This window comes from Actinoallomurus bryophytorum (genome assembly GCF_006716425.1).
In the GTDB taxonomy this organism is placed as follows: domain Bacteria; phylum Actinomycetota; class Actinomycetes; order Streptosporangiales; family Streptosporangiaceae; genus Actinoallomurus; species Actinoallomurus bryophytorum.
Genome location: NZ_VFOZ01000001.1, coordinates 7,045,148 through 7,067,790, shown reverse-complemented (window position 1 = coordinate 7,067,790; position 22,643 = coordinate 7,045,148). Strand labels below are relative to the sequence as shown.

Here is a 22,643-nt window from a genome sequence, read left to right as displayed (position 1 = left end):
CTTTCCACCAGGACGTACTTTCCATTAACGCGCGACCCAACGAGAACAGCGGCGTCGCCGGTAAACGCGCGTGGCGTGCACACCCGATCCAGGAAGTGAGGGAATAGTCCGCCCAGGTAACTTTCCCTGGCTAACCAATTTACTGCGCGCGAGTCGCCACGCCGTGGACGGGATCGGGTAATGCCCGGAACGGGCTGGCCTGATTCAGGGCCCGATGCGGACGGCGTTCATTAAAGTAGCTTTCGTATTTCGGCGAGGACTTTGCGCAGGTGGCGTTCGTTCATAATGAGGATCCGGTCGAGAATCTCGCGGCCCAGCGTGCTTTCATCCCTCCACGCTGACGCCGGCCGTCGCGAGGACCACCGCGACCGAGACGCAGTAGATCTTGTCTCCGTGCTCGGTCGTGCTGTAGCTGCTGTCGCGCCAGGTGGACTCGGCCTGACTTGAGCCGGGTTCGAGCAGCTTGTACTCGTCCGGGCTCCACCGGCCCACAGGCGGCTGGTCGACGTCGGGCAGATCCGGCAGCCCCGGCAGCCCTGGCAGCCCCGGCAGGCCGATGCCGGACGGCGAGAGGTGCGCCGGCCGGGGAGCGAAGGCGGCCCAGTGCGGAGTGCCGTCGTCGCCGGTGGCCGGGGCGATCGTGATCGGCCGGCCGGCCCCCTCGGTGGTCACGGTGCCGTCCGGTTCGATGATGCCGAGTTCGAGCCCTAGATAGGGACCGGTCAGGAGCCGGGCGAACCGATCGCCGCGGGGATCGGCGGGATCCCGCATCGCGTCGACGACCGCCTCGCTGCTCACCGCGGGCGCCGGGGACGGCTCGCCCGCGGGCGGAGGCTCTTCGGCCTCGTTCCGGTCCGGGCCGAGCTGGATCTGGTGCATCCGCGCCCAGGTGGCGGCGTCCAGGACGTCGGGGCGATCGCGGAACAGCGTGGCCAGGGTGTCCTGGAGCCCGGCCGGAGTGTTGACGTAGGTGTCGCGGTCCGCCAGGAGCCCGCCCCCGGCGGCGGCCAGAACGGCGCTGTAGAACGAGCCCGGACCGGGTTCGGTGGGCTGGATCAGCAGGTCCTCGGCCTCGGCGGTCCGCAGCTGTTCCGCGCCCAGCGAGGCGAGCGTGCCGGTGGTGGCGTTCCCGGCCGTCGCCTCGTGACCGGCTGGCAGGACGACGTCGTCGAACGGCCGCGTGCCCTCGGCATGCTCGGTCTCGGGCACCAGCGCGGCCCAGTCTGCGGACGCTCCGGTCTGCGCACCGGTGCGCGCAAGGACAAGCCGCCTGCCGTCCGGGGCGCCATAGTGATCGATCCGCCCGTCCTCGGCGACGACGACCAGGCTCAGATCGGCGAGTTCGGCCAGCAGCTCCGGTGCCACCCGGGCGGTGATCTGTTCCCAGTGACCGGGCCGGGCGACGGCGGTGGCGATGTAGTCCCAGGCCGCTCCGGATTCGACGTGCTCATCGATCTGCCGGTACAGCGTCCGCCGGTCGACGGCTTCCGGGTCCTGGCCGAAGAAGTCCTCGACGATGCGCTCTCCGGCCTCGAAGACGTAGGCGGTGTGAATGAACGGCCGGTCCCGTAGCCCGGTTGAGGCCGCGCTGTCCCGTACGTGCCGGGCCAGCGCCTCGCGCAGCACCACGGCGTCGGCCACGTCGGCGGCGTTCACGGTGAGCCGGCCGCCGGCGGCGGCGATCACCGCGGCGAAGAAGGAGTTCAGGCCCGGTGGGACGGCGACGAACCGGGCCCGATGCTCGTGCGCCCATTCGTACTGGCGCCGGCTCACCGCCGGCGGCACCGTCTCCATGCCGGTCCCCGCGGGCGCCTCTTCCGTCTCCGCCGGGAGTGGCACCGCCACCGCGGTGCCGTCGGCGGGCAGGAACGGGCTGCCGAGCACTTCGGCGGGCAGCGGGCGCCCGTCGGGGCCGAGGACCAGGGCGAGGCCGTCCGCCGGAACGGCCATCGAGGCGATCAGTGCGGGCGTGGGCGCCACCACCCTCGCCGCCTCCGGCTCACCCGGATCGAACTCGACGATCCGCAGACCGCTCGTCGTGTCGACCAGCACCCGCACAAGCCGCCCGCCGATGACGAAGGCCGCGCCTCCGGCGGGGACCACGCCGGCCAGCTCGGACAGGGACGGCACCACGACCCATTCGGTGGCGGGCACTCCCGGCCCGGACCCGCCCTCGCCGGCGGGGCGGATGCCGCCGGCGGCACCTGGGTACAGGGCGCCGAGCAGTTCGACGGCGAAACTCAGCTCCGCGCCCGTACGAGCACCGTCCCCGCCGGGCCATGCCTGCGACAGCGACCCGCCCAGCTCGGCGACCAGGGTGGTGAGCCGGCCCGGTTCCCACTGCCCCGCGAGACCGGCGGCACCGGGTACGTCATCCACACCCGGGCGCCCTTGCGCAGGCCACAGGGCCCGGACCTTCCTCAGCCGGACCAGGATCGGGTCGGTCTCGTACGCCTCAGCGAGCGTGCCGGGTACGGACATGGTCGCGGCCGTGTCGTCGATCGCCCTCTTACGGACATCGATCGCCTGGGCCAACCGCACCAGCAAGGGGTCGGCCAGGCTCGGCGCGTCGAGAGCCGAGCCCACCGCGAACCGCGTGGCCGCCGGGGGCAGCCCCACCCAGTGCCGTGTCCCGTGTCCGGGCTCGGCCGCCACCGGCGCGACGTAGACCGGACGGCCGCGCCCGTACCTGCCGACCACGCCGCTCGGGTCGACCACCCGGACGCCGAGGCCGACCAGGTTCAGGAAGAACGGCGCGAGCTCGTCGGCGAGTCCCGGCCAAAAGTCCGGGTCGGCGATGCTCTGGATGATGTCGCGCAACGCCTCGCCGCCGTCGATCCGCTGATCGGTCAGCTCGGCGAGCTCCCCTTCGTCCTGTCCGGTGGAGGAGTCCAGGCGTGCGCGCTCCCGGTACTTCTCCGCGTAGATCGTGTGCACGACCGACCACAGGTCGACATCGGTGCCCCTGGCCTTGTCGATCTCCTCGACCAACAGGGCTCGCAGCTGCGTCGCATCGCCGACGAACGTCCCGTCGCCGGCGACGAACCCACCGCCCGTGGCCTGAAGCACCGCGTTGTAGAACCGGTCGCGGTCGGCGGGCACGTCGGCGAACCGCCTCCTGTGACGCCGCACCCAGTCCGCCAGCCGGGCGCTCACCCCCACCGGGACCGGACCCGGCGTGGGTTCCCCCGGCCCGTCCGCGGCCGTCCCGGCGAAGTGGTGGGCCGGATCCTCCTCACTCCACCCGCCGGCCACCACGGCCGGACGGGTGCCGGCGCCCTGTCCTCGCGGCGCCGTCACCGGCGCGAGCGCCACCCAGGCGTCCCCGGGCAGGTCTTCCCTGGCCACGAGCGCGAGAGTGATCGGATCGCCGTCGCCGTAGGAGGTCGCGCCACCATCCGCCGTGACGACGCGAACGTCGACGCCGAGGTAGCGGTGTGCGAGCAGCGGCCACAGGCCGCCGGCCAGCGCGCTCCCACGGCGGGGGTCCTGGACGTCGGCGATGAGCCTCTGCCAGACGTCGCCGTCGTCCGGCCGTTCGGGGGCTTGCCCGGTCCGGGCTCCGTCACCGGCCGCCGCCTCGGCGCGCGCGTACTCCGCGACGATCGACGTCCAGTCTCCGGAATCTGTCAGGGTGACGTCGGAGCGCATCCGCCGCACCAGTTCGCGTCGCAGCTCGCCTGCGTCCCCGAACAGCAAGGGCACGGCTGAAGCGCGTCCGGCGGCGACCAGCGCGTCGAAGAACTCGCCACCGCCGCGACGCGGGCCGGCGAATCTCATCCCGGTGTCCGCGGCCCAGGCCACCTGGCCGCCGGACAGACCGCCGAACACCGAATCCGAGGCGGCCGGCGGCCCGGCCCAGCCCGGCGTCTCCCCGGGGCCCATGGCCTCGATGAGCACGGCTGACGGGGAGCCCGGTCCGTACGCGGTCATCCGCCCGTCGGCCGCCACGGCGAGCAGGCTCAGGCCGAGGTACTCGCTGATCAGAGGCGGGGCGACGAGATCGGCCAGCTCGTCCCAGTACCCGGGGCGCGACACGGCCGCCACCACCTGCTGCCAGGCCTGGCCGCCGTCGATCTGCGCCTCGATCTGCCGTGCCTGCTCCGGCGACAACTCACCACCGCCGAACCGCCCGAATACCCTCGCGCGGACGGCGGAGACGTATCCCGTCACCACCTGTGGCCACTGGCGAATACCCCCCTCCGGGGGATTGCCCGCCATCCGCTCCCCGAGGAGGCGACGCAACGCAGCGGCGTCGCCAAGGGCCTGCGGCTCACCGCCCACGGTGACCCAGCCACGGTTCGCCGACAGCACCGCCTCGTACAGGGAGCCTGGTTCGGCCGTGTCGAACCGCAGTCCCCACGACCGCGCCCACCGCACCGGGGCCCAGCCCACGCCGGCGGGCGTACCGCCCAGGCCGAACCCGGGCCGGTCCGCCGTCGGGCCGCCGGCGGGATGCGGGTCACGCGACGCGGGCGTGACCGGGACGGCGTCGGACGGCGTGGACAGGTCCTCGCGCTGAGCGAACAGCTCCTGGTGACGCGCGCCGTACTTCAGGTGCGGTGACGGGTCGACCAGCGCCTCCACCGTGGTCGCCGCCGTCTCCACCTCTTCGGCCGGCAGCATCGCACGACCGGACGGGTCGACGACGATCGCCCGCGCCCCGGTGGACACGGGGAGGGCCCGGTCCAGCATCCGGTACAGCTCGTCCACGGTCCGCGGCCGGTCGCGCGCCGGTTCGACGGGCCGTACCCGGTCCCCCGCGGGGTTCTGGGTCTCGATGTGGAACACCGTCCCGCCCTCGTTGCGCAGGACGAACCCATGCCGATTCGTCCGCTCTGACGGCGACCTTGACGACGGCGACCTTGACGACGGCGACTCTGGCGGCGACATCAGCACGAACGCCGCCGCACCGGAACCGAGTTCCTCGAGACGCCGGATCACGGTGTCGAGCGAGTGCCCGACCGGCTGCCAGGCGCCGCCGAGGGCGTTGGCGAGGGCGTCCTGCGGCCGCGACAGGTGGAGGGCGAAATCGTCGCGTACGACGGAGGGGCGGCCGAAGAGATCGGCGCGCACGGACTCCATCCGGACGACGCAGTCGGCGGCGTCGCCGTCGTACGGCGCGAGCGCCGCGGCGAGCCGGCTCTCCAGTCTCGTGCGGAGCTGGGAAACGTGTGATGTCGCACCCGGTACCGGCTCGGCAGGTGGACCTTCATCGTCTCGGGCGGACGGGGGCGCGAAATCGAGATTGAGAATCGGCACCCCTCTCGAGCCGCCGCCCGGCCCGCCGCTCGATCGCGTGACCGGTTTCCGCGGCGCACCGGGCGCCGGGTCCCCGATCTCCAGCACCGAGGCCGACCGGCGAGGCCGGCGTGCCGCGCGCTCGTCGAGTTCCGGCGGCGTACGCCGGACGGCCGGCGGTGGGTCGGCCGTCTCCGTCGCGGAGGCCTGCGTGACCGCGTCGACGTCCGCGCCCGTCACCAGGTGGCGGTTCACCGAGCCGTCGGGGTCACGCACCAGCAACTCGACCGGGACGCCGATGTCGGCCGTGAGCCGCCGTGCCGTCGTGGTGGCGGCCGGCAGATGGTCGGCGCGTGACCACAGGCGCAGAGCCCCGGCGGCGTCCAGTGCCGCCGGGCCACCGGCACGCTCGACGACCTGCGGGATGGCCTCGGCCGGGAGGGTGCCGTCCTGCGCCCATTCGGCGGGAAGCTGATCGTCACCGAGCGGGGGCCGGTCCAGGGGCAGGTCCGGGTTCTCGTCGAGAAGCCGTGCCACGACAGTGGCCGGCAGCGTGCCCACGAAGCCGCCGAGGGTCGTGACGGTGACGCCGTGACCGTGCGGACCGGTGATGTGGTAGCCCGCGTCGAAGACGTAGTAGTCGAGGTCGCCGGCGCGCGTCAGCCACCGGGCCCGGTCCGTTACGAGCTGCGCGGTCAGGTGCTCGTCGTCCGCAAGCGGGATGCTGTACGTACCGGCCAGCAGTGCGGCGATGTTGGCGCGCAGGTTGCGCTCGCTCAGGGCGATGTCGAGGGTATGTCCGTTCTGGGTGCCCGCCGCGAACGCCTTCACGACCGGCTCGACACCGCGCGCCACCGCCTGCTGATCGACACGGCGCCACGGGATCGCCGCGAGCGGGGCCCACAGTGGCAGCGTCTCGGCTCCCGGCATCGACAGCGCCCGCACGTACTCGGCCAGCGCCGTCGCCAGCGTCGAAGGAGCGGGTGCCGGCGTGCGTGCGACGACCGGTGGAGGTGCCATGGACGGCGTGGCGCCGGCGGCCGGGAACGGCGGAGCCGTCGCCGTGGTGAGGTGCGCGGGCACGAGAACCGCCGCCTCGCCGACCGTGTTCAGCGTCCCCGCCGAGGGCCGGTCTGCTGGGAACAGACGCTGCCATCTCCGCCGGCTCTCGCCTCCGGGCAGCACCTCCACCAGCGTTGGAACGGCCTTCAGCGCCTGCCCGGCCCGGCGGGTGAGCTCCTCCGGCGTGTACCGGTGGAAGATCTCGACCTGGTAGTCGACCTTGTGCGTGAACTCCTGCGCGGTGTCCTGCCCGCCGGTCGTCAGCTTGACGTCGGGCCGGGGCCGGCGATATTCGACCGACGTCTCCCGTGCGGTGACCCGGATCCCGGTGTGCACCGTGCCGGTCGTCCGCGGGGACGTGTTCATGTGGTCCCAGACGCCGTACGTCCTCCAGTACCTGGCCGGGACGGCGAAGATCTGACGGATGCCGCCGCGGCGTGCGGTGCCGTACTGGGCACGGATCGCCTCTTCGGAGAACGCCGCGTCCACCGCGCGCGAGAGTTCGGGATCGGCGCTTCGGCCGAGGTTCCCGATGATGGCGCCGAGCACCTCGCCGGCGTTGAGGTTCTCCACGTACGCGGCCGCCAGCGCGAGGTCCTCATTGAGATAGGCGCGCTCGCCCTGAGCGGAGGGCAGGTCATCGCGGGCGGGGACCGGCAGGCCGTGGTCGGCCGCGCGGACGTACGGCACGAGGATCTCCATGCCACGGTCGATCTTCACGTGCTGGGTGACCGTGTACGTCAGCGGCGTGGGCGCGCCCCGGCGCTTCTTGCGCAGCACCTTGGCCGCAGGCCGCTCCGGGAGCCTGCGCGGGCGACGCCAGCGGCGGTAGTCGATCGTGTACACCGGGTCGAAACCGACCAGCTCGCCGTCCCCGCTGTAGGTGCCCAGGTGGGGATCCAGGCCACCGCCGGAGACGTCGTTCGCCTCGCCGAAGCGCGGGTCGGCCTCGGTGTACTGCTCCGGGGTGCCGCGTTCGACCGTCTTCTCGTGGCGGGCGTTGAAGGTCCGCATCCGGATGCGGACCTCCTGCTGCCACCCGTTGCCGACCGGTGGCAGCGGAACCACCAGGCCTCTCGTGCGCATCATCGTCGGCGCGTTCGCCTCCAGGAACGCCCGCGTGCCGGTGCTCAGGATCCGCTCCGCCACGCGGTACCTGCCATTGGACGGCACGATCTTGGCGAGCACCTGCTGGAACGCGTCCGCGTTCGCGCCCGCCCACGACACCTGGTTGTCCTGCGCCACCATCTCGGCGAGCAACGTCGATATCTCAGCGGCACCGATGAGGCCGACCTGGATGCCGGACAGCCCCTTCGTGGTCAGGTCGAACGTCTCACCCGTCTCCTCCCCTGGCCGGGCGGCCAGCCGCCCGATGCCATCATCGTCCAGCGGACCGTCGCGCACCGTGAGCCGGCCGACCTCGAGGAGTTCGTCCGCGGGCACCGGCTCGTCCGGCAGGTACGCGTCGGGGACCGTGACGGCGGTCCAGTATCCGTCCCCGGACAGCTCCTGTACCTGGGCGGCGACCACCCCTTCCGAGGGCCGCCGGGTCGTGACGCTCAGCCTGTAGGCGGTCTCGTACTCGAACCGGGTGACGCCGCGTCGGTGCTCCTCGCCGCCCTCGGCCACCGGCTCCGGGTCCAGAGCGCGCAGCTCGGCGTCCAGCACGACGGTGAAGACGTGGCCGCCGACCTCGAACTCGTGGGCGACACCGCCGTCTAGGAGCTCCGGGTACGCGCCGCGCAGCCCCGGCACTCCGAACTTCTCGGCCAGCACCTGGGTGTGGTGCTGGCGCTCGGCCGCCGAGAGCGCATCCGTGACACCCGCCGAGCGCATCTGGTGCGCCAGCGCGTTACGCACCCCCGGGTACACCTCTTCCAAACCGGCCGTCTCACGCACGGTCCCGCGCCCCAGCCCCATCCGGGCGGCCAGCACCTTCGGCTCGCGAGGGTCCACCACGTGATGCCACGGCCGGAGCGGACCGTGGACCGAGCCCCGCCCGTCGATGACGAACCGTTGCTCCGGCGGTATGACCCGCGCACCGTCACTCTCCGCGTCTCCGGCCGCGACCCGCCGTCCGTCGGCGGTCACCACCTGGATCTCCGGATTTTCCCTCAGCATGGTGAGGGCACGGAACAGCGGATCCGCGTCGTCGCCGGCAGACTCGCTCCACTGCCGGCCAAGCGCGTCGGCGAGCTGGACCTGCGGCACGCCGCCGTCCGCGACGAAGTCGGCGAGGACGTCCAGGCGGGCGGCCCGCAGCGCCTCATCCAGCCCCTGGTTCTCCGCCCCCATCGCGGGCCGCTGCTCCCCTGCGGCACCCGGCGCCCCGTCCGCGGCCGCGTGCTCACCGCGGTCCTCCGCCACCACAGGCGGCGACGCGGCGGCGGGGTTGGAGATGTACGCGCGCGGCTCGCGGTCGGCTTCCCCCTGCCCCATGAACAGGGCGCCGATGATCTGGGCCTGATCGTCCATGACGTACCGCCAGGGAGCGTGGCCGGATCCCCCGGGCGGCGAGATGATTTTTGAGCGCTCCTCGCCCATCAGAACCCAACTGACGTTGCCGTATCCCATCAATGCCTGCCAAGGCTTCGGCAGCATGGGATGCGGGCGCCGATGGATCGCCGGAGGCAGGGCGATCTGGATCGGCCCGAGGTCGGCCAACCGCAACATGTCGTCGACGTCGAGCACGCCGTGCTCCTGGAACGGCGCCGACAGAGTGTTCCAGCCGAATCCGTCCCTGAGCCGCTTGGTGAACCTACGCGGGCTCCGCGGGTCCTGCGGGTGCTGCGGATCCTGCGGGTCGTGCGGGTTCCATGCCGGCAGTTCGGGCATCGGCTCCGGCCGGCCGGCCGGTTCCTCGAACCCACCGTCGGCCACCTGCCCGGAGCCGGTGGGCTCCCCGCCGAGCGCCCGGCGTTCGAACTCCACGGCGTGCTCACGGCCGATGGCCAGCTCGCCGAGGACCGGTCCGGTGACGGACAGCTCGCCCAGGTCGGACCGGAGGACGACCGTCATGGAGAACTCGGTCCGGTAGCGGACCAGATGGTCCTTACGCATGATCGCGTTCGTCATGCCCGTGTCCGCGACGTCGTTGCGGATCAGCACCTCCTGCTCGGTCGTCGTCACATAGCGCACCTTGTGCGGCGTGCCGCTGACCTCCAGATGCCCACGGAACGACGACCAGCGGGACAGTTTCTCACTGAGCAGGTCCGACACCCAGCTGTCGGTAAGCCACCACTGGCCGCGGTCCTTCAGCATCTTCTCGTTGAGGTGCTCCTCGGCGATCTCCTGGCGGATCTCATCCACGGCCTCGGCCGGCAGACCGAGCTCCTTGTCCAACTCCTCGGCCAGCGCGTCCAGCAGCTCCGCCGGGGCCACTGCGCTGACCGCGTAGTCCAGCCCCTGCAGCACCGACGGCTCGACCACCGTTACGGTCGGGCGCTCGCCCTGGCGGGGACCATCCTCCACGGCCGGCGACTCGGCGGCCGGATGCTCCTCCTGGCCGGGACCGTCCTCCGCAACCGGCGACTCGGCGGTCGAACGCGCGTCCTGGCGGGGACCATCGTCCGCAGCCGACAACTCGGCGGGCGAGGTGTACACCGTCGGAAACTCCAGCCGTGCCCTGCCGGGCAGCACGAGGTCGCCCTTCGCCTCGCGATTCACCGTCGCCGCGACCCGGATCCGCGCGGTGTAGGCGTGGGTGGCGTCGGCGATGACCCGGTTGCCCGCCTGCACCTCCATCGCGATGCTGCGCCCGGACGAGTACCCGTGCTCCACGTCGATCCGCACCGACGGCGAGGCGTACGACAAGCCACCGTGCATGGCCGCCGCGACGAAACGCAGCGGCTCCGACCCGCCGCCCCCCGCGGTCCGGAGATCGTACGGCTCGGCCGGCTCCGGCGGCGCGTAGTCCAGCTTCTCGGCGGAGAAGGCCAGCTTGACCCGCTTGCCGTCCGCGACGATCAGCTTGCCGTGAAGCAGCAGGCGCTCCCACGTCCTGGGATCGTCGTTCCCCAGCACCTCGACGACCTGCCCGCGCACCGTCGCGGCCGTCGCCTCCTTCATTCCGGCAGTGACGCCGGTGATCCATTGGTCCACGTCCTGGTCGAGCCCGCCGGCCGGCCCGGACTTGCGCGACACCTCGGTCATCGACGACACACCGCCGTCACCGAACCCGCCTCGGCCCACGTACCACGGCGGCAGCGGCGCTTCCTCCGTCGCGACTGTCGCGACTGTCGCGTCGAAGTCCGCGGCCCCGAAGAACTTGGAGCGTGCAGGCTGCCCGTCACGGGTGACCGTCGCCGCGGCGGCGTGTGTGATGGCCTGTGTGGTGGCGTCATAGTGGGTGCCGTTGTAGGTCAGCGTGATTTCGCGTCGCCCGTCTCCGACCGGGTAGTCACCACCATTCGGGTTGATGACGTGGATGCGCAGGCCGAACGCCAGGGCGGCCAGGACCGGGGTGATGTCACCACCGACGTTGTTCCACGACATCGGTTGTTCGATCTGCCTGATGACTGTCTCCCAGTCTTCCGCGGTGACCGGGCGGATGGACTGCGTGATCAGGTCCTCAGGGACGAAACGCCTACCGTCGTTCGGCTCCTGTTGAGCCATCTGCACGGCCTGCTCGCTGGAGTAACCGTTCTGCTCGTAGTCCCAAGTGGCCACCAAGATCCTGGCGCGTTCTTCAGCGAGGGATCGCTCGGCCTGCTGACTCAGCCTGGTGCGTAGTTCCGTTACCCGGGCGTCCCTGGCTCTGTCTCCCGCTGCTCTGTCTTGGTACCGGAGTAGACCGGCCAGATACCGGCGTAGCTCTGTCGGGGTCATGTGCTGTGGCACGGGCGATCCGTCCGCGGTCAGCAGCGAGCCGAAGAAACAATCCCCATCCCCGGCCACCCGCACCTGCCGCAGCCCCAAGCCGGTCAGGGCCTCCCCCAGCGACCTGAACACCTTCTTCGGAGGCTCGATCCGCGAGGCCGGCATGGTGGCGTCCCAATGGGTGCCGGTGTAGATCAGCGTGATTTCGTTTCCGTCTTCCTTGGCAGCCGGCTGGAAACGGCCGTTCTCGAGGTCGATGAGGTTGACGCGCAGGTGGAACTCCAGGTCGGCCAGGACCGGGGCGATCTCACCGAGGAGGTCGTTCCACGCCCCTGGGGTTTCGAGCTGGTCGGCGAGCGCCCGCCACTCGTCCTCTTTGACCGCGGCGCGGTACTGAGAGATCTGCTCCTCGTCGACATCGTGCGCGGCCGGCGAGATCCCGGCGCGTTGTTCGGCGAAGAACCTTATGGCGTGGTAATCCACAGCCTCGCGCAGGTCCTGTCTGCGAGGGTTCCGCAGTTGATCGGCCAGATGCCGGCGTACGTCCGCCGGGTCCTTCAGGAGCGATGGCAACGGCGACCCGTCCGCGGTCAGCAGCGAGTTGAAGAAACTGTCCCCATCCAAAGCCACCCCTACCCGCCGCAACCGCAAGCGGGTCAGCGCTTCTTCCAGCGACGCGAACGTCGACGGCCCCTGGGGCGTGCCGGCCATCCTCGAAGACTCCGCCTCATCTTGACCCGGGCGCTGATCACCGGGCCGCGAAGGACCTGTCCTCCTCTCCGGCCGTTGGGACTGGTCACCATCGGCGGGAGCGGCCGAGGAATCCGGCTTCGGCGCCACCGAAACGGTCGGCGGCGGCTGGGTCAGGGCCGACTCGGCGATCACGAACGTGTACCCAGGCTCGCTCACCAGCGAGTACACCGATCGCGGCGGCTCGATGGTCACCTCCGGGAGGTGCGGCGAGTAGATCAGGAAATCCCCTGAACCTGTCACCACCGCCGCGCCGGTCAACACCGGCCCGGAGAACCAGATCCGTGTGTCCGCAGGAAGGTTCATCGGCAGTGTTGTCGCTCGCCGGACGAGCCTGCGGAGGCGGTCGGTCAGGAAACCGTCGGCTCGCGTGGCCTCATCGGTGCCCTGGCCGAAGCCGAAGAAGTCTGCCGCGTCGGCCAGGTCCTGCGAGAGGTCGCGGACCGTGACCGCGCGTTCCGGCACGTCGTGGGTCAGCCAGTGCAGCGGCGCGTACGCCGACATCGGGCCGACCGCCGTCAGCGTCTGGGACCCATGCCGCTCGATCCGATGGGCGCCGTTGCCGTCCTCGTACAGATACGCGTTCATGACGTCCAGGCCGACGGGTGCCGGCGTGTCCGCAGGCCGCGTGCCGCTCGGCTGCTGTCTCATCGAGCGGACGGTGGCCTCGTACAGATCCTTGAACGCGTACAGCTCCGGGAACGCTGACTTGATCTCCGTGTCCACGTCCAACTGCTCGCCGCTCGAGGCCAACGCCAGGAAGGTGCCGCTCCGCGCGCTCGTCTGCGGCCTCATCACCTCACCGGACGGGACCTCCTCCCACTGGACCTGCCCGTTTTGGTGGAACGCGATGAATCGCTGGTCCGGCCCTGTCGTCGTCACTATCGCCAGCGAACCGGGGCCGGCGCCGCGCAGCCGTCTCTCCAGCTCTGCGATCGAGTCTTCCGTCACTCGTGACGGCCACCTACCGACTTGTGACGGCCAGCTACGGGAGGACCGCTGAGCCCGAAGCGATTCGGCGACGTTCAGCTCATCCCTGAGGGACTGCACGAGCTGCCTGATCCGGATGGCGCGCGCCGCATGGTCGGTGCCGCCCGCCGCCTCCACCAGTTCCTCGCCCAGCTGATCGAGGCGGTTCTCGCCCCCGTGTGCCTCCGTCACGGGCTGGGCGAGCTCGTCGTCCTCTCTCCTCAGACCTTCGAGACGGTGCTCGAGGCCCGACAGCTCTTCGAGAAGGCGGTCGTGTTCGTCTTGCTCTTGAGGCGCAGCCTGCTGTTCAAGCGCAGCCCGCTCTTCAAGCACATCGGCGATGTGGCCGCGAACCCGGTCCCGCTGCGCCGTGAGTCGTCGCGAGAACTCTTGGGCGGTGCGGGCGCGGAGCAGCAGCTCCGGTAGGTCCGGATTCAGGTCCGCCAACAGCGTGCGATGGCGGTCGATCTCCCACCGCAACGCCTGTTCGAACGTCTGCTGGCGGAGCCAGGACGTCTGGTAGATCCGTCCCAAGGCCGGTTCGACGCCGAAGGCATCGACGTGGTGGCGAAGCCCTTCCGGCAGCAGCCCGACCTCCTGCGCCACATCGGCGGGCAGTAGCTCATTTTCGAAGACCAGCGGGACGTTCCCGGGGGCGGCGGGATGCGCGTGCCCGGTGACGGGGTGGAACACGTGCACCCGCCTGTCCGGACCGACCCACCTGCGACGTTGCCCCGTGTTGCCGGTGCCCATGATGTCCAGTTGCACATATACGTTGAGTTCGTGCGCGAGGTCCCGGGCCAGGAACTCCGCGTACGACTGCGACGCGCCGTGCTCGTCCGGCTGGTAGGTCACAGCGAGGGAGGGCCGCCTCAGAGACGGCCGGCCCATGAGCTGCGGGCCGAGCCGGTCACGGATCTGCTGTGCCACGAACTGGTACAGGGGCGTGGCGCCCAACTCCGTCCGTCCCGCCTGCGCTATGAGCGGATTGAGGTCGATCGGCGCCCCCTCCGGATCCGGCCACGCCGTCGGTCTCGGGCCCACGCCGGCCTGCTCCGCCGTCCTGGCGAGCTGAGCGCGTATCTCCTCGATCTGCGCCCGGCCCAGCACGGCGTACACGTCACCGTTGATGGGGGCGCTGTGGTAAGTCCCCCGGTACGACCGCTTACGCAGCCGCCACAGGTGGTGCCGGTACTTCTCGGCCTGCAGGTGGAACTGACCACGCATCCGGACCATGACGACCGGGAACAGTTCCTTGACGTGCTGTTCCCTGCGGTAATTCTGGGAGTCGCCGGAGGCCTGGGCGGCGGCGGTGGTCCGGGTCACCGTGGCCGAGCCTCCGCCGGAGTGCGGCGGGTCGTGCGGCTGCATCGTGCCGGAGGGTGCTCCGGAGAGCTCAACGGTCGGCCGCCAGTGGTCGGAGGTGGTACTGACGGTGGTACCGCTCTGGTGCTTGGAGTAGCGGCCGGCGCCGGTGCCGGTGGGGACCGCCCCGATCTCCTGAAGATCGAAAAGGTCGCCGGCCAGCCACAGCGTGACCCGGTCGGAGGAGTGGCCGGGGATGAACAGGTGCTCGCCGACCTTGTAGCGGCCACCGGTCGCCTTGACCAGGTGGTTTCTCAGGTGGGTACGCGAAAGCCGGGTCGGCAGCGACAGGGTCGAGCGAGTGGTGACGTCGGCGGCATCGCGGCCGAAGACCCGGGCGAGCAGCCTGATGGCCTCGGGCAGCGCGTCATCCAGGAGCGTGCCGGCGACATAGGCGTTGCCGGGCAGCTTCGGCAGCGGGATGAGGTTGCGCACCCCGGTCGCCCTGCGCAACACGCCCGCCTCGGCGAGGGCGCGCGGCACTTCCAGCTCGAGCGTGCCGGGCTCGCGGCGGGGCGGAGGGGCGGCGTTGTGGTGCGTCCAGCGGTCCAACCAGCGCATGAGCCGGTTGTTCAGCCACCGACCGGACGTTTCCAGCCGCCGTACCTCCACGGACAGCTCGTGCCGGAGCCGCACCTGATAGTGCCCGGTCCAGTCGTACATGGTCTGTTCGGCTGTCGCCTGCTCCGCGTGGGTCGCGGACCCGTGGTGGCCCCCGGCCACGCGTAGGGCTGGGCCGGCCGAGCCGGTCGGCGGCGGGTCGGTCGGACTGTCGTTGGCATCGGCAGCGAGCCCGATGCCCAGCTTGGGGAGAGTGAGCGAGTACGAGGCGTCCCGCGACCGCGTCGCGGACGTGTGTTCGTAGGCGTGCCCGTAGTTCTCGTTGCCGGTGTTCGACACGAGCCTGTGCACCACCGGGTCGGAGGTGAGCACATATCTCAGCGTGATCTTGACGACGTCGTGCAAGACCCCTTTGCTCTGATTGACCAGGTAGAACTCCTGGCCGTTCGGAGACAGCGCGTCCTCGAGCAGGCCATGGTCACGTCCTTGGGCCACCACGGCCTGCATCGAGTCGATGCCGTCCTGCAACCTACCGACCACCCGGCCGTCGCCGTTCCAGAGCTCCAGATCGGCCGCCAGCAACCCCGGCGCCGCCCGGTCGATCTCCTGTTTGACGATCTGAAGCGTCGATGGGGCGTTGTCGTAGGTCAGGTCGTATACGCCGTGTTGCCCCAGGAGCCTGTTCCTCATGTCGGCGCGGGTCAGGTACTCCGGCAGCTGGATGTTCCGGAACTCGCTCGGCCGATCCGCCAGCGCGTGGCCGAACGTGTTGTTGAAGGCCTGCTTCGTGGTGGGGTCCACGATCGGCAGTGCACCTCCCGCGTGCAGCCAGGCCAGTCTCCGCGCCAGCCCGTCGCGGTCGGCGCCCAGCCCGGTCAAAGGCGCCGCGAGCCCCGGCGTCTCCCTCTTCCAGCGCATGAGGATCCTGGCGACGACGTCGCCGCCCAGCCGCAGGGGCGCCTCGACCACGGCGCCCGGCTCATAGCCCTTCGCCCAGCGCTCCAGCGCGTCGGCGAGTTGCGCGTCCGAGACCGGCAGATGGTCGTCGGCGTACAGGGTCAGCGCCTCCGGCTCGGCGAGGAGGTACATCATCGTGCGTTCATTGACCTGCCGTGACTCGTACCGAGTCGAGCGCGGCACCACCTTGCCGACCTTGATCAACTTGCCGGTGACGGTGAAGTCGATCGTGGTCTCGTACAGATACGCGCGGTTGAAGTTGAGCTGGAGCAGTTCCGTACCGCCGGTACGCCCGTTGGTGTGCGACCGGTTCCACCCCAGGTGCCGGTTGAGGTCGACCTCGCCGGCCACGCTCGCGTGCCCGGAATCCCCGCCGAACGCGAGGTCAGGCAGGTCGAGGGTGAGGCCGAACGAGCGGGAGTCGGTCGTGAACGCCTGGGCCAGCCAGAGCTTGATCAAGCCGATGACGAACTTGTCCTTTGTGGCATCGACGAACGTCGATGCGCCCATCGTGCCGCCGATGTCCAACGCCCCCAGGGTGTCGCGGAAGATCCCGGGCTTGAACGGCAGGTCGGTGGTGTACTGGTTGTTGAGAATCTCCTTCAGGTGCGCGCGCAGCTGGGTCGTGCCGGCGAGCGAGTCGAGTATCTGGTCGGCGGCACCGGCCGGGCCGCTCAGCTCCTTGAACGCGGCGGTCGCCGCCGCACGCATGCCGCTGAAGTCCGCGAAGTAGGGGACGGCCTGCTTGAGCACCTCGGGCGGTGTCCGCCGCCCCCTGGACGTCGGGCCGGGCGTGGTCTCCGTGCCGAGTTGCATCAGGCGCGCCAGGGCGGTCTGCCCGGGAATCGTGATCGGATCGGGGTTGCGCGTGCGGGGCTTGATCTCCCCCTGGAGCCCGGCGTGCTGGAACTCGACCGTTACCACATAGTCGCTGGTCAGCTCCCACTCGTCGACGATGCCCGGATATTCCAGCAACTCGGGACGGTTGGTGAGGAAGTTGACCGCGTCGGTCGCGCCGACGGTCTTCTGCCACTCCACCCCCACCAGACCGTTCTTGAAGAAACTGCGAAGCGCCTTGAACTTGCCCCCGACCGCCAGCTTGCGGCTGCCGCTCGTCGACTGCCCGGCGGTGTCCATGCCCATCGCCAGGTTGACCGTGTGGTACTGGTCGGTGCTGCGGAGGAATCTCGGTGGCGCGGCGTTCAGCGCCTTGATCGTGATCTTCGCGGAGTCGACGTCGAAGTCCATCTTGACGGCGCCCTTTCGCGCGCGCAGCGTGAGGGAAAAGCCGTCCTGGTGGATCTGGTCGTAGTACGAGTCCAAGCCGCGTTGGGAGACCAGCTTCTCCAACTGCACCAGGTTGTCGAGGTTGCTGTCCTGCAGGTTGCCGTGCTCCCACCAAGGTCGGCCGGCGAACTTGTCGAGCTCGTCCTCGGGCAGAAAGTTTTTCTCGATCAGGTGCGGTTTGATCTGGCGCAGGATGTCGTTGACCGTCGTCTCCGGCACCGAGACCAGCCCCATACCGACGCCCTTCCCGAACCGCAACTGCGGCGGGGCGTTCTTTGTGGGCGGGTCGCCGGGTCGCTGTCCGGTGCCACGCACCGCCTCCCGTTCGTACGGCACCTCGCTCTTGTTGCCTGGGTCCTGCTTCAGCGCGTTCTTGTCCACCGGGAAGCCGTACTCGAACGCCGCCGGCTCCGGCAGCCGCAGGAGTGCCCGCCCCTTGACGACACCGGTCACGCGCGGTGCCCACCTGTCGTCGTTCGCATCGCGCCGGACCATGGTGACGGCCCGGTAGGCGAACTCCGCCTGGTAGCCCGCGGTCTGGCCGGTGAAGCGCGGCACGACCACCCACAGACCGGTCCGTCCGGCCGTGTTCGCGTCCGAGTTCGACCAGGTCACCCCCGCGGAGAGGCTGACGCCGAGGCCCAGGCCTTCGACCAGCGGGGGCGACACGTCGAGCTCGGCAGAGCCGGACAGGGTGGTGCTGTGCGATATCGTGTGGCCGCCGCTCGCACCGTCGATCGCGGTCCGCACGTCCTCCAGGTGCGCCTTGTCACTGGTCGCCCCGGCTCGCTGCGGCTTCGGCAGGCGATCCGCGTGCACCTCCACCGACGCCACCGTACGGCCACGTCGCATGCCCAACGACCAGCCCCGTCGCTTGCCCTTCCACTCGTGCAGATCGAACCAGTAGCCATGCTGATCGTTGACGGCTTGGTCCAGATTGGCGTTCAGGTTCCACACCTGGTGCATGAGCTCGGCGCGGATGAGGGACCCGACCGGCAGCCTCACGCCCTGTTGCTCGAGGTTGTCCACGATCCGGTCGTACAACTTGGGCAGATTGGTCAGCCCCGACGCGTAGTAGGTCGACGGAAGCCGGTCGTACTTCACTTTGTCGGCCGGGGCGGCGGGGCCGGCCGTGGCGGGGCCGGCGGTCGGCGTCGGGGGATCGACGGCGGTGACCTGCTCGGGTGCCTTCTCCAGATAGTGCTCGGGAATCCACAGCTCCAGCCTCCCCGCAGCCGTGTTCTGAGCTGTTGCAAGCGTCTGCCGCCCGACCCCTGCCCAGTTCTCCTGGCGGGTTCGGAGCTTGAACGACCAGTTCGCCTTGAGCGCGACCAGGGTCGACTCGACCCGGTTGCTCTCGACGTGGCCGATCTCGGCGTCGGCGGCGTGCGTGGTGCTCCGGGTGGACCGGTTGACGGTACCGGACAGGCCCGCTCCCACCTTGAGGACCTGGAAGACGGTCGGGGTCAGGCCGATGCCGAACGACAGCGCCGCCGAGCCCTGCACGCCGCTCGTCGTCCCGGAGTACGTCTGGGCGTGCGTGCCGATGGCGTAGACCGAGCTCATGTTCTCGACGGCGAGATGGGTCTTGTCCCCATCGGCCGAACTCTCCGGGTTCGGCACCTTCTTCTCGTCGCTCGGGTAGAGCGAGATCAGCACCTCGGCCGGACCGAGCTGTACGAGCAGCCCGCTGTTACCTTGCCAGTCGGGCCCGTCCAGCACGTACTGGTAGTTGCTGAGCAGGCGGGCCGGCAGGTCCGCCCAGACGTCGTCCTCCACCAGCATGCGTGCGTCTCGGACAACTTGCTTGAGTCTGTCGATCAGCCGCGGAACGTCCGGCAGGCCGGCCCTGGGCGTACCGATGGAAAGGACCGAACGGTCGAAGACCCACCCGGTCGGCCCGGTCGGCCCGGGCGCGCCGCCCGCCGGTGCCGGTTGCGGGGGAACGGTCGGCTGGCCGGCCCCGGGCCCTCCGGTCGGATGGGGCGTGGCGTCGTCCGGCCCATCCTCCTCCGATGTGGTCGATGATGGCGGTGCGGTCGGTCGCGAACCGGCCGCCTCCTGCGTGAAGATCGCCAGTTCTTCCTCGAAGGCCTCGCTGCCCGGAAGCCCCGCGACGTACATCCGGAACCGCATGTCGGCCGACCGCGGGTTCGGGCCGGCGGACCTGACGGACCGCAACATCCCGGCGTCCCCGTCGAACCGCACGTCATCCGGGGCGGCCATCACCGCGACGTTGAGCCGCCGCGACAGCGGTCCCGCCAGGGCACTTCCCCCCGACATCGCCAGGATCAGCGGCCGGCCGGGTGCCTTGGCGGCGATGACGTCGGCCAGATCGATCCCCTGTGCGCCGGCCATGACCCTGCCGTTCCGCACGGCGCCGAACACGACGACCGTGTCGTCCGGGGGGTTCAGCCGGGCCAGCAGGTCATCATTGACCGGCTGCACGTCGTCCGGGGCGCCGGGCAGCCAGATCCCCACGAGTCGCTCGGCGGCGTCGAAGCCGAGCTGAACACGGTCCAGTATGTTCCCGCCCGGCGCCTCCTCCGGAGGTGCGGTGTCGTGGACGATCTGGTGGGCGATGGCGTAGGGCCGAGCGGTCATGCTCGCCGGGTAGGCGTCGTTCGACTCCAGCGCCGTGACCGCGGCGGCGACACGGGCGGCGTCGACCGGGTCGCCGGTCCAGTCCAGGGCCGGCTCATGTTGCAGGGTGTCGTTGACCCTGAAGACCATGTCGACGTCGCCCAGCTCGCGGATCGCGCCGCGCAGCCTCTGCAGTGGCTCCTCCACGTGCAGGGGGTCATGGGGGGCCTGTTCGGTACGGCGCAGCTGGGCCTGTTCGGTACGGTGAACGAGCTCCCCCAGCGTCTCGGCGACCAGTCCGGCGTGCACCGCCTTGTCGTCGAGATAGTCATGAAGGCGTTCCAGGAGTTCGACGGAGATGTCCTCCCTGACGATGACCTCACCCACCACGGCGGAGCGCAGCACCGGATCCCTGGCCTGAATCTCATCCAGCGCGTTGAGCGTGCGCCGCACCACCGGATCCTCGACCGTGTTCAGCCTCGTCGCCATCTCCCTCCGGTCGGAGATTCTTGCCGGATCGTCGTGTTCAGGCTCCAGGATCGCGAGAGCGGACTCGTAGTTCTGCTCGGCCTGCTCCTGCAGAGTGGTGTAGGTGTCGAATACACTCTCGAAGTCGTCGGCGTCCGGGTGGTAGTGCCGCAATTCCAGCAGCACCAGCGGGGCCTTCAAGTTGCCATCCGCGGTGTCGAGCTCAGAGAAGTGAGTGGTGACGCCGAGGGCCTGGTCCTGGTCGATGACCTTATTCGGCGGGACGGGCAATAGGGCATTGTCGAGGTACTCGCCGATTGTGGCGTTACTCGTGGCAAGACCGCCCTGCGTCATCACCGTGTCGGGCAGATCCGGCTTTTCGCCTCGCGCCACGCGAAGAAGCGCCGCCCGAATATCCGCCGCTTTGCTGTGCAGAAATTCCTGGATCGAGACAGGCAGCTTGTTCCGCCATGTCGCCAGATCGGTACGGAGAGTGACGGCAGTGCGGTCCTTGATCAGGCCCCTGTCGTCGGGACTTGGCGGGAAGAGCGCTGTGACCTGGGTGTACACCACTGCCAGGAAGAACCTGAGCATGGAGACATCCTTGTCGTCCAGCAGGTCGACGGTCGTCCGCGAATGCGATTGCGGTTGACCGAGATAAGAAAGGACCATTTCGTCGGCGAACTGGATACCGTCGGTAATCCGCCGCTTCGGTCGCCGAGAAGGCGTGTTGTCTCGGACATGTTTGAGGAAAGATGTTCCGCTTTCGAGTGCGACTCCCACGGTGTAGTGCACGTGGAGCGGGGTGCTTGGAGCGTCTTGCCGGGAATCCGGGAAGAGAAAAGCACCCTCGGCATCCCCGGAGTAGTTGAACTGGTCCTTGGGGAACACCTCCTCGATGGGGGTGCCTTCCGCGGGTATGTTCATCCGGGACCGGACATCATTCATGTTCTGGAAGATCGCGTCCGCGTTCTGCCGGTGTTCTTCTCCGGGCAGTACCGCTATCGGGTTGGTGACGATCTCCAGGATCGACCACGAGGTCTGGTTGTCATGCTTCAGTTCCTTGCCGGCCTGCCGAAGATGTTCCCTTGACACGTAGTGGGTGTCGTCCGTCGCCACATAGGCGTTGTGCCGGTCAAGGACCACCTTGAACGTGCCGTCGCGCGCGGTGATCTCGAAACCGCCTTCCGACTCGGCCGCGTCGGACACGTCCTCGCGAAGCGTGACGACCTCCGGAAGCTCCACCTGGAGGGTGAGCGCGCCGACGCGGGGATCGCCGGGGTCGGTAAGGGCTTGGGCGGTCGACGCGAACGGCCTTGGAGTCCCTTCCGGCTCAACCCGTGTCGTGCCGTCGGGGTTGATGGTCAGGGCGCGGGCGTCGACGAGGGCGGGCATCCCGGTCCCAGGCCTGTCCGCGTCGTCCGGGATCGGGGTGACCCGTAGGTCGTTCCTGGCGCGGGGATCGAACACCTGCACGCCCGCGGCGGTGTCGATGAGGGCGACCGCGTGGTTGCGGTCGCTGGGCCGGCCGATGACCACGACGGTCACACCGCCGGAGGGCACCTGACCGGCAAGCGCGTTCCACGAGGTGGCCGCACTCCACCGGGACGGGGGGAGGTTCAGGTATCTCGGGGCGGCGGCGGATCCGATCGCCATGTCATCGACGGTCTGGACGGGCCTGATGCCCTCCGGCCGCCACTGCCGGACGAGTTCGGTGACGAGGTTCAGGCAGATCTGGACCTCGTCCGCCGGCAGGCTCTCGCCGAACGTCGCCACCTTGCCGACCAGCCGGTTCAGCCCGGCGGCCGAGAGCCGATCCGGGGCGGTCCGGCCGTCGCGGCTGCCCCCGCCCGCAGAATCGCGGTCACCTATGAGCCCCGTCTCGCCGGTCGCCGGGTGGGCGACCGACGCGGTGGTTTCGGCCTCCACGGCGGGCTTACCGAACCAGTGGGTCGGGCTCTCTGAGACCGCGTCCGCCGGGGCCGACACCAGAAGCCCGACACCCCTCGGAATCGTCAGCCGACGTGGCCGTTCTCCTGCCTCGGCGCCGTCTCCCGTCGTGTAGCGGAACTCGTACGATGCGTCGACGCGCTCCCGTACGAAGCCGGTACCTTTCTTCTCGGCAACGGCGTGCAGGAAGACGGTGACCTCCTGCGGCGTACCGTCGGCGGCGGGTGGCAACGGAATCGTCAGGCCGTCCTCGCCGAGCATCAGGTCGGCGTGCGACTCGAGGGCGACCGCGGTGCCGAAGCGGACGACCTGCGCCGCGATCTCGCTGGGCGGACCGGCCGGGGCGATCTCCCTGATCACCTGCTGGAACGGGTCGCGACTCTCCCACCTGGGCGCGATGCCGTTGGGCCCGGCCACCATCTGGGCGAGCAGCGCCGAGATCTGGCCGGTGTCGTTCAAGTAAAGCTGGACATCGGACAAGTCCGCCCTGCGCAGGTCGAACTTTGTCACGGCCGCGTTCGAGGTGAACCCTTCGGCCTCGCGGGGATCGTCGACGAGGGCGACCTGCACGCAGGAGGGATGCACTGCCGTACCGCTCCGGCTCGACGTGCGCCATACACGATTGACCATTG

At 70.0% G+C, this 22,643-nt stretch carries 1 protein-coding gene; it reads right to left on the bottom strand.

The features are described 5' to 3' along the window. Positions 1–324 precede the first annotated feature (324 nt). Entirely contained in the window at positions 325–22,641 is a 22,317-nt protein-coding gene (locus FB559_RS32695; protein ID WP_141960802.1) for a hypothetical protein, read from the bottom strand. Positions 22,642–22,643: the final 2 nt, after the last annotated feature.

Coding starts and splice junctions, on each gene's coding strand:
- FB559_RS32695 (WP_141960802.1), bottom strand. CDS start 22,641: ATGGTCAATCGTGTATGGCGCACGTCGAGCCGGAGCGGTACGGCAGTG.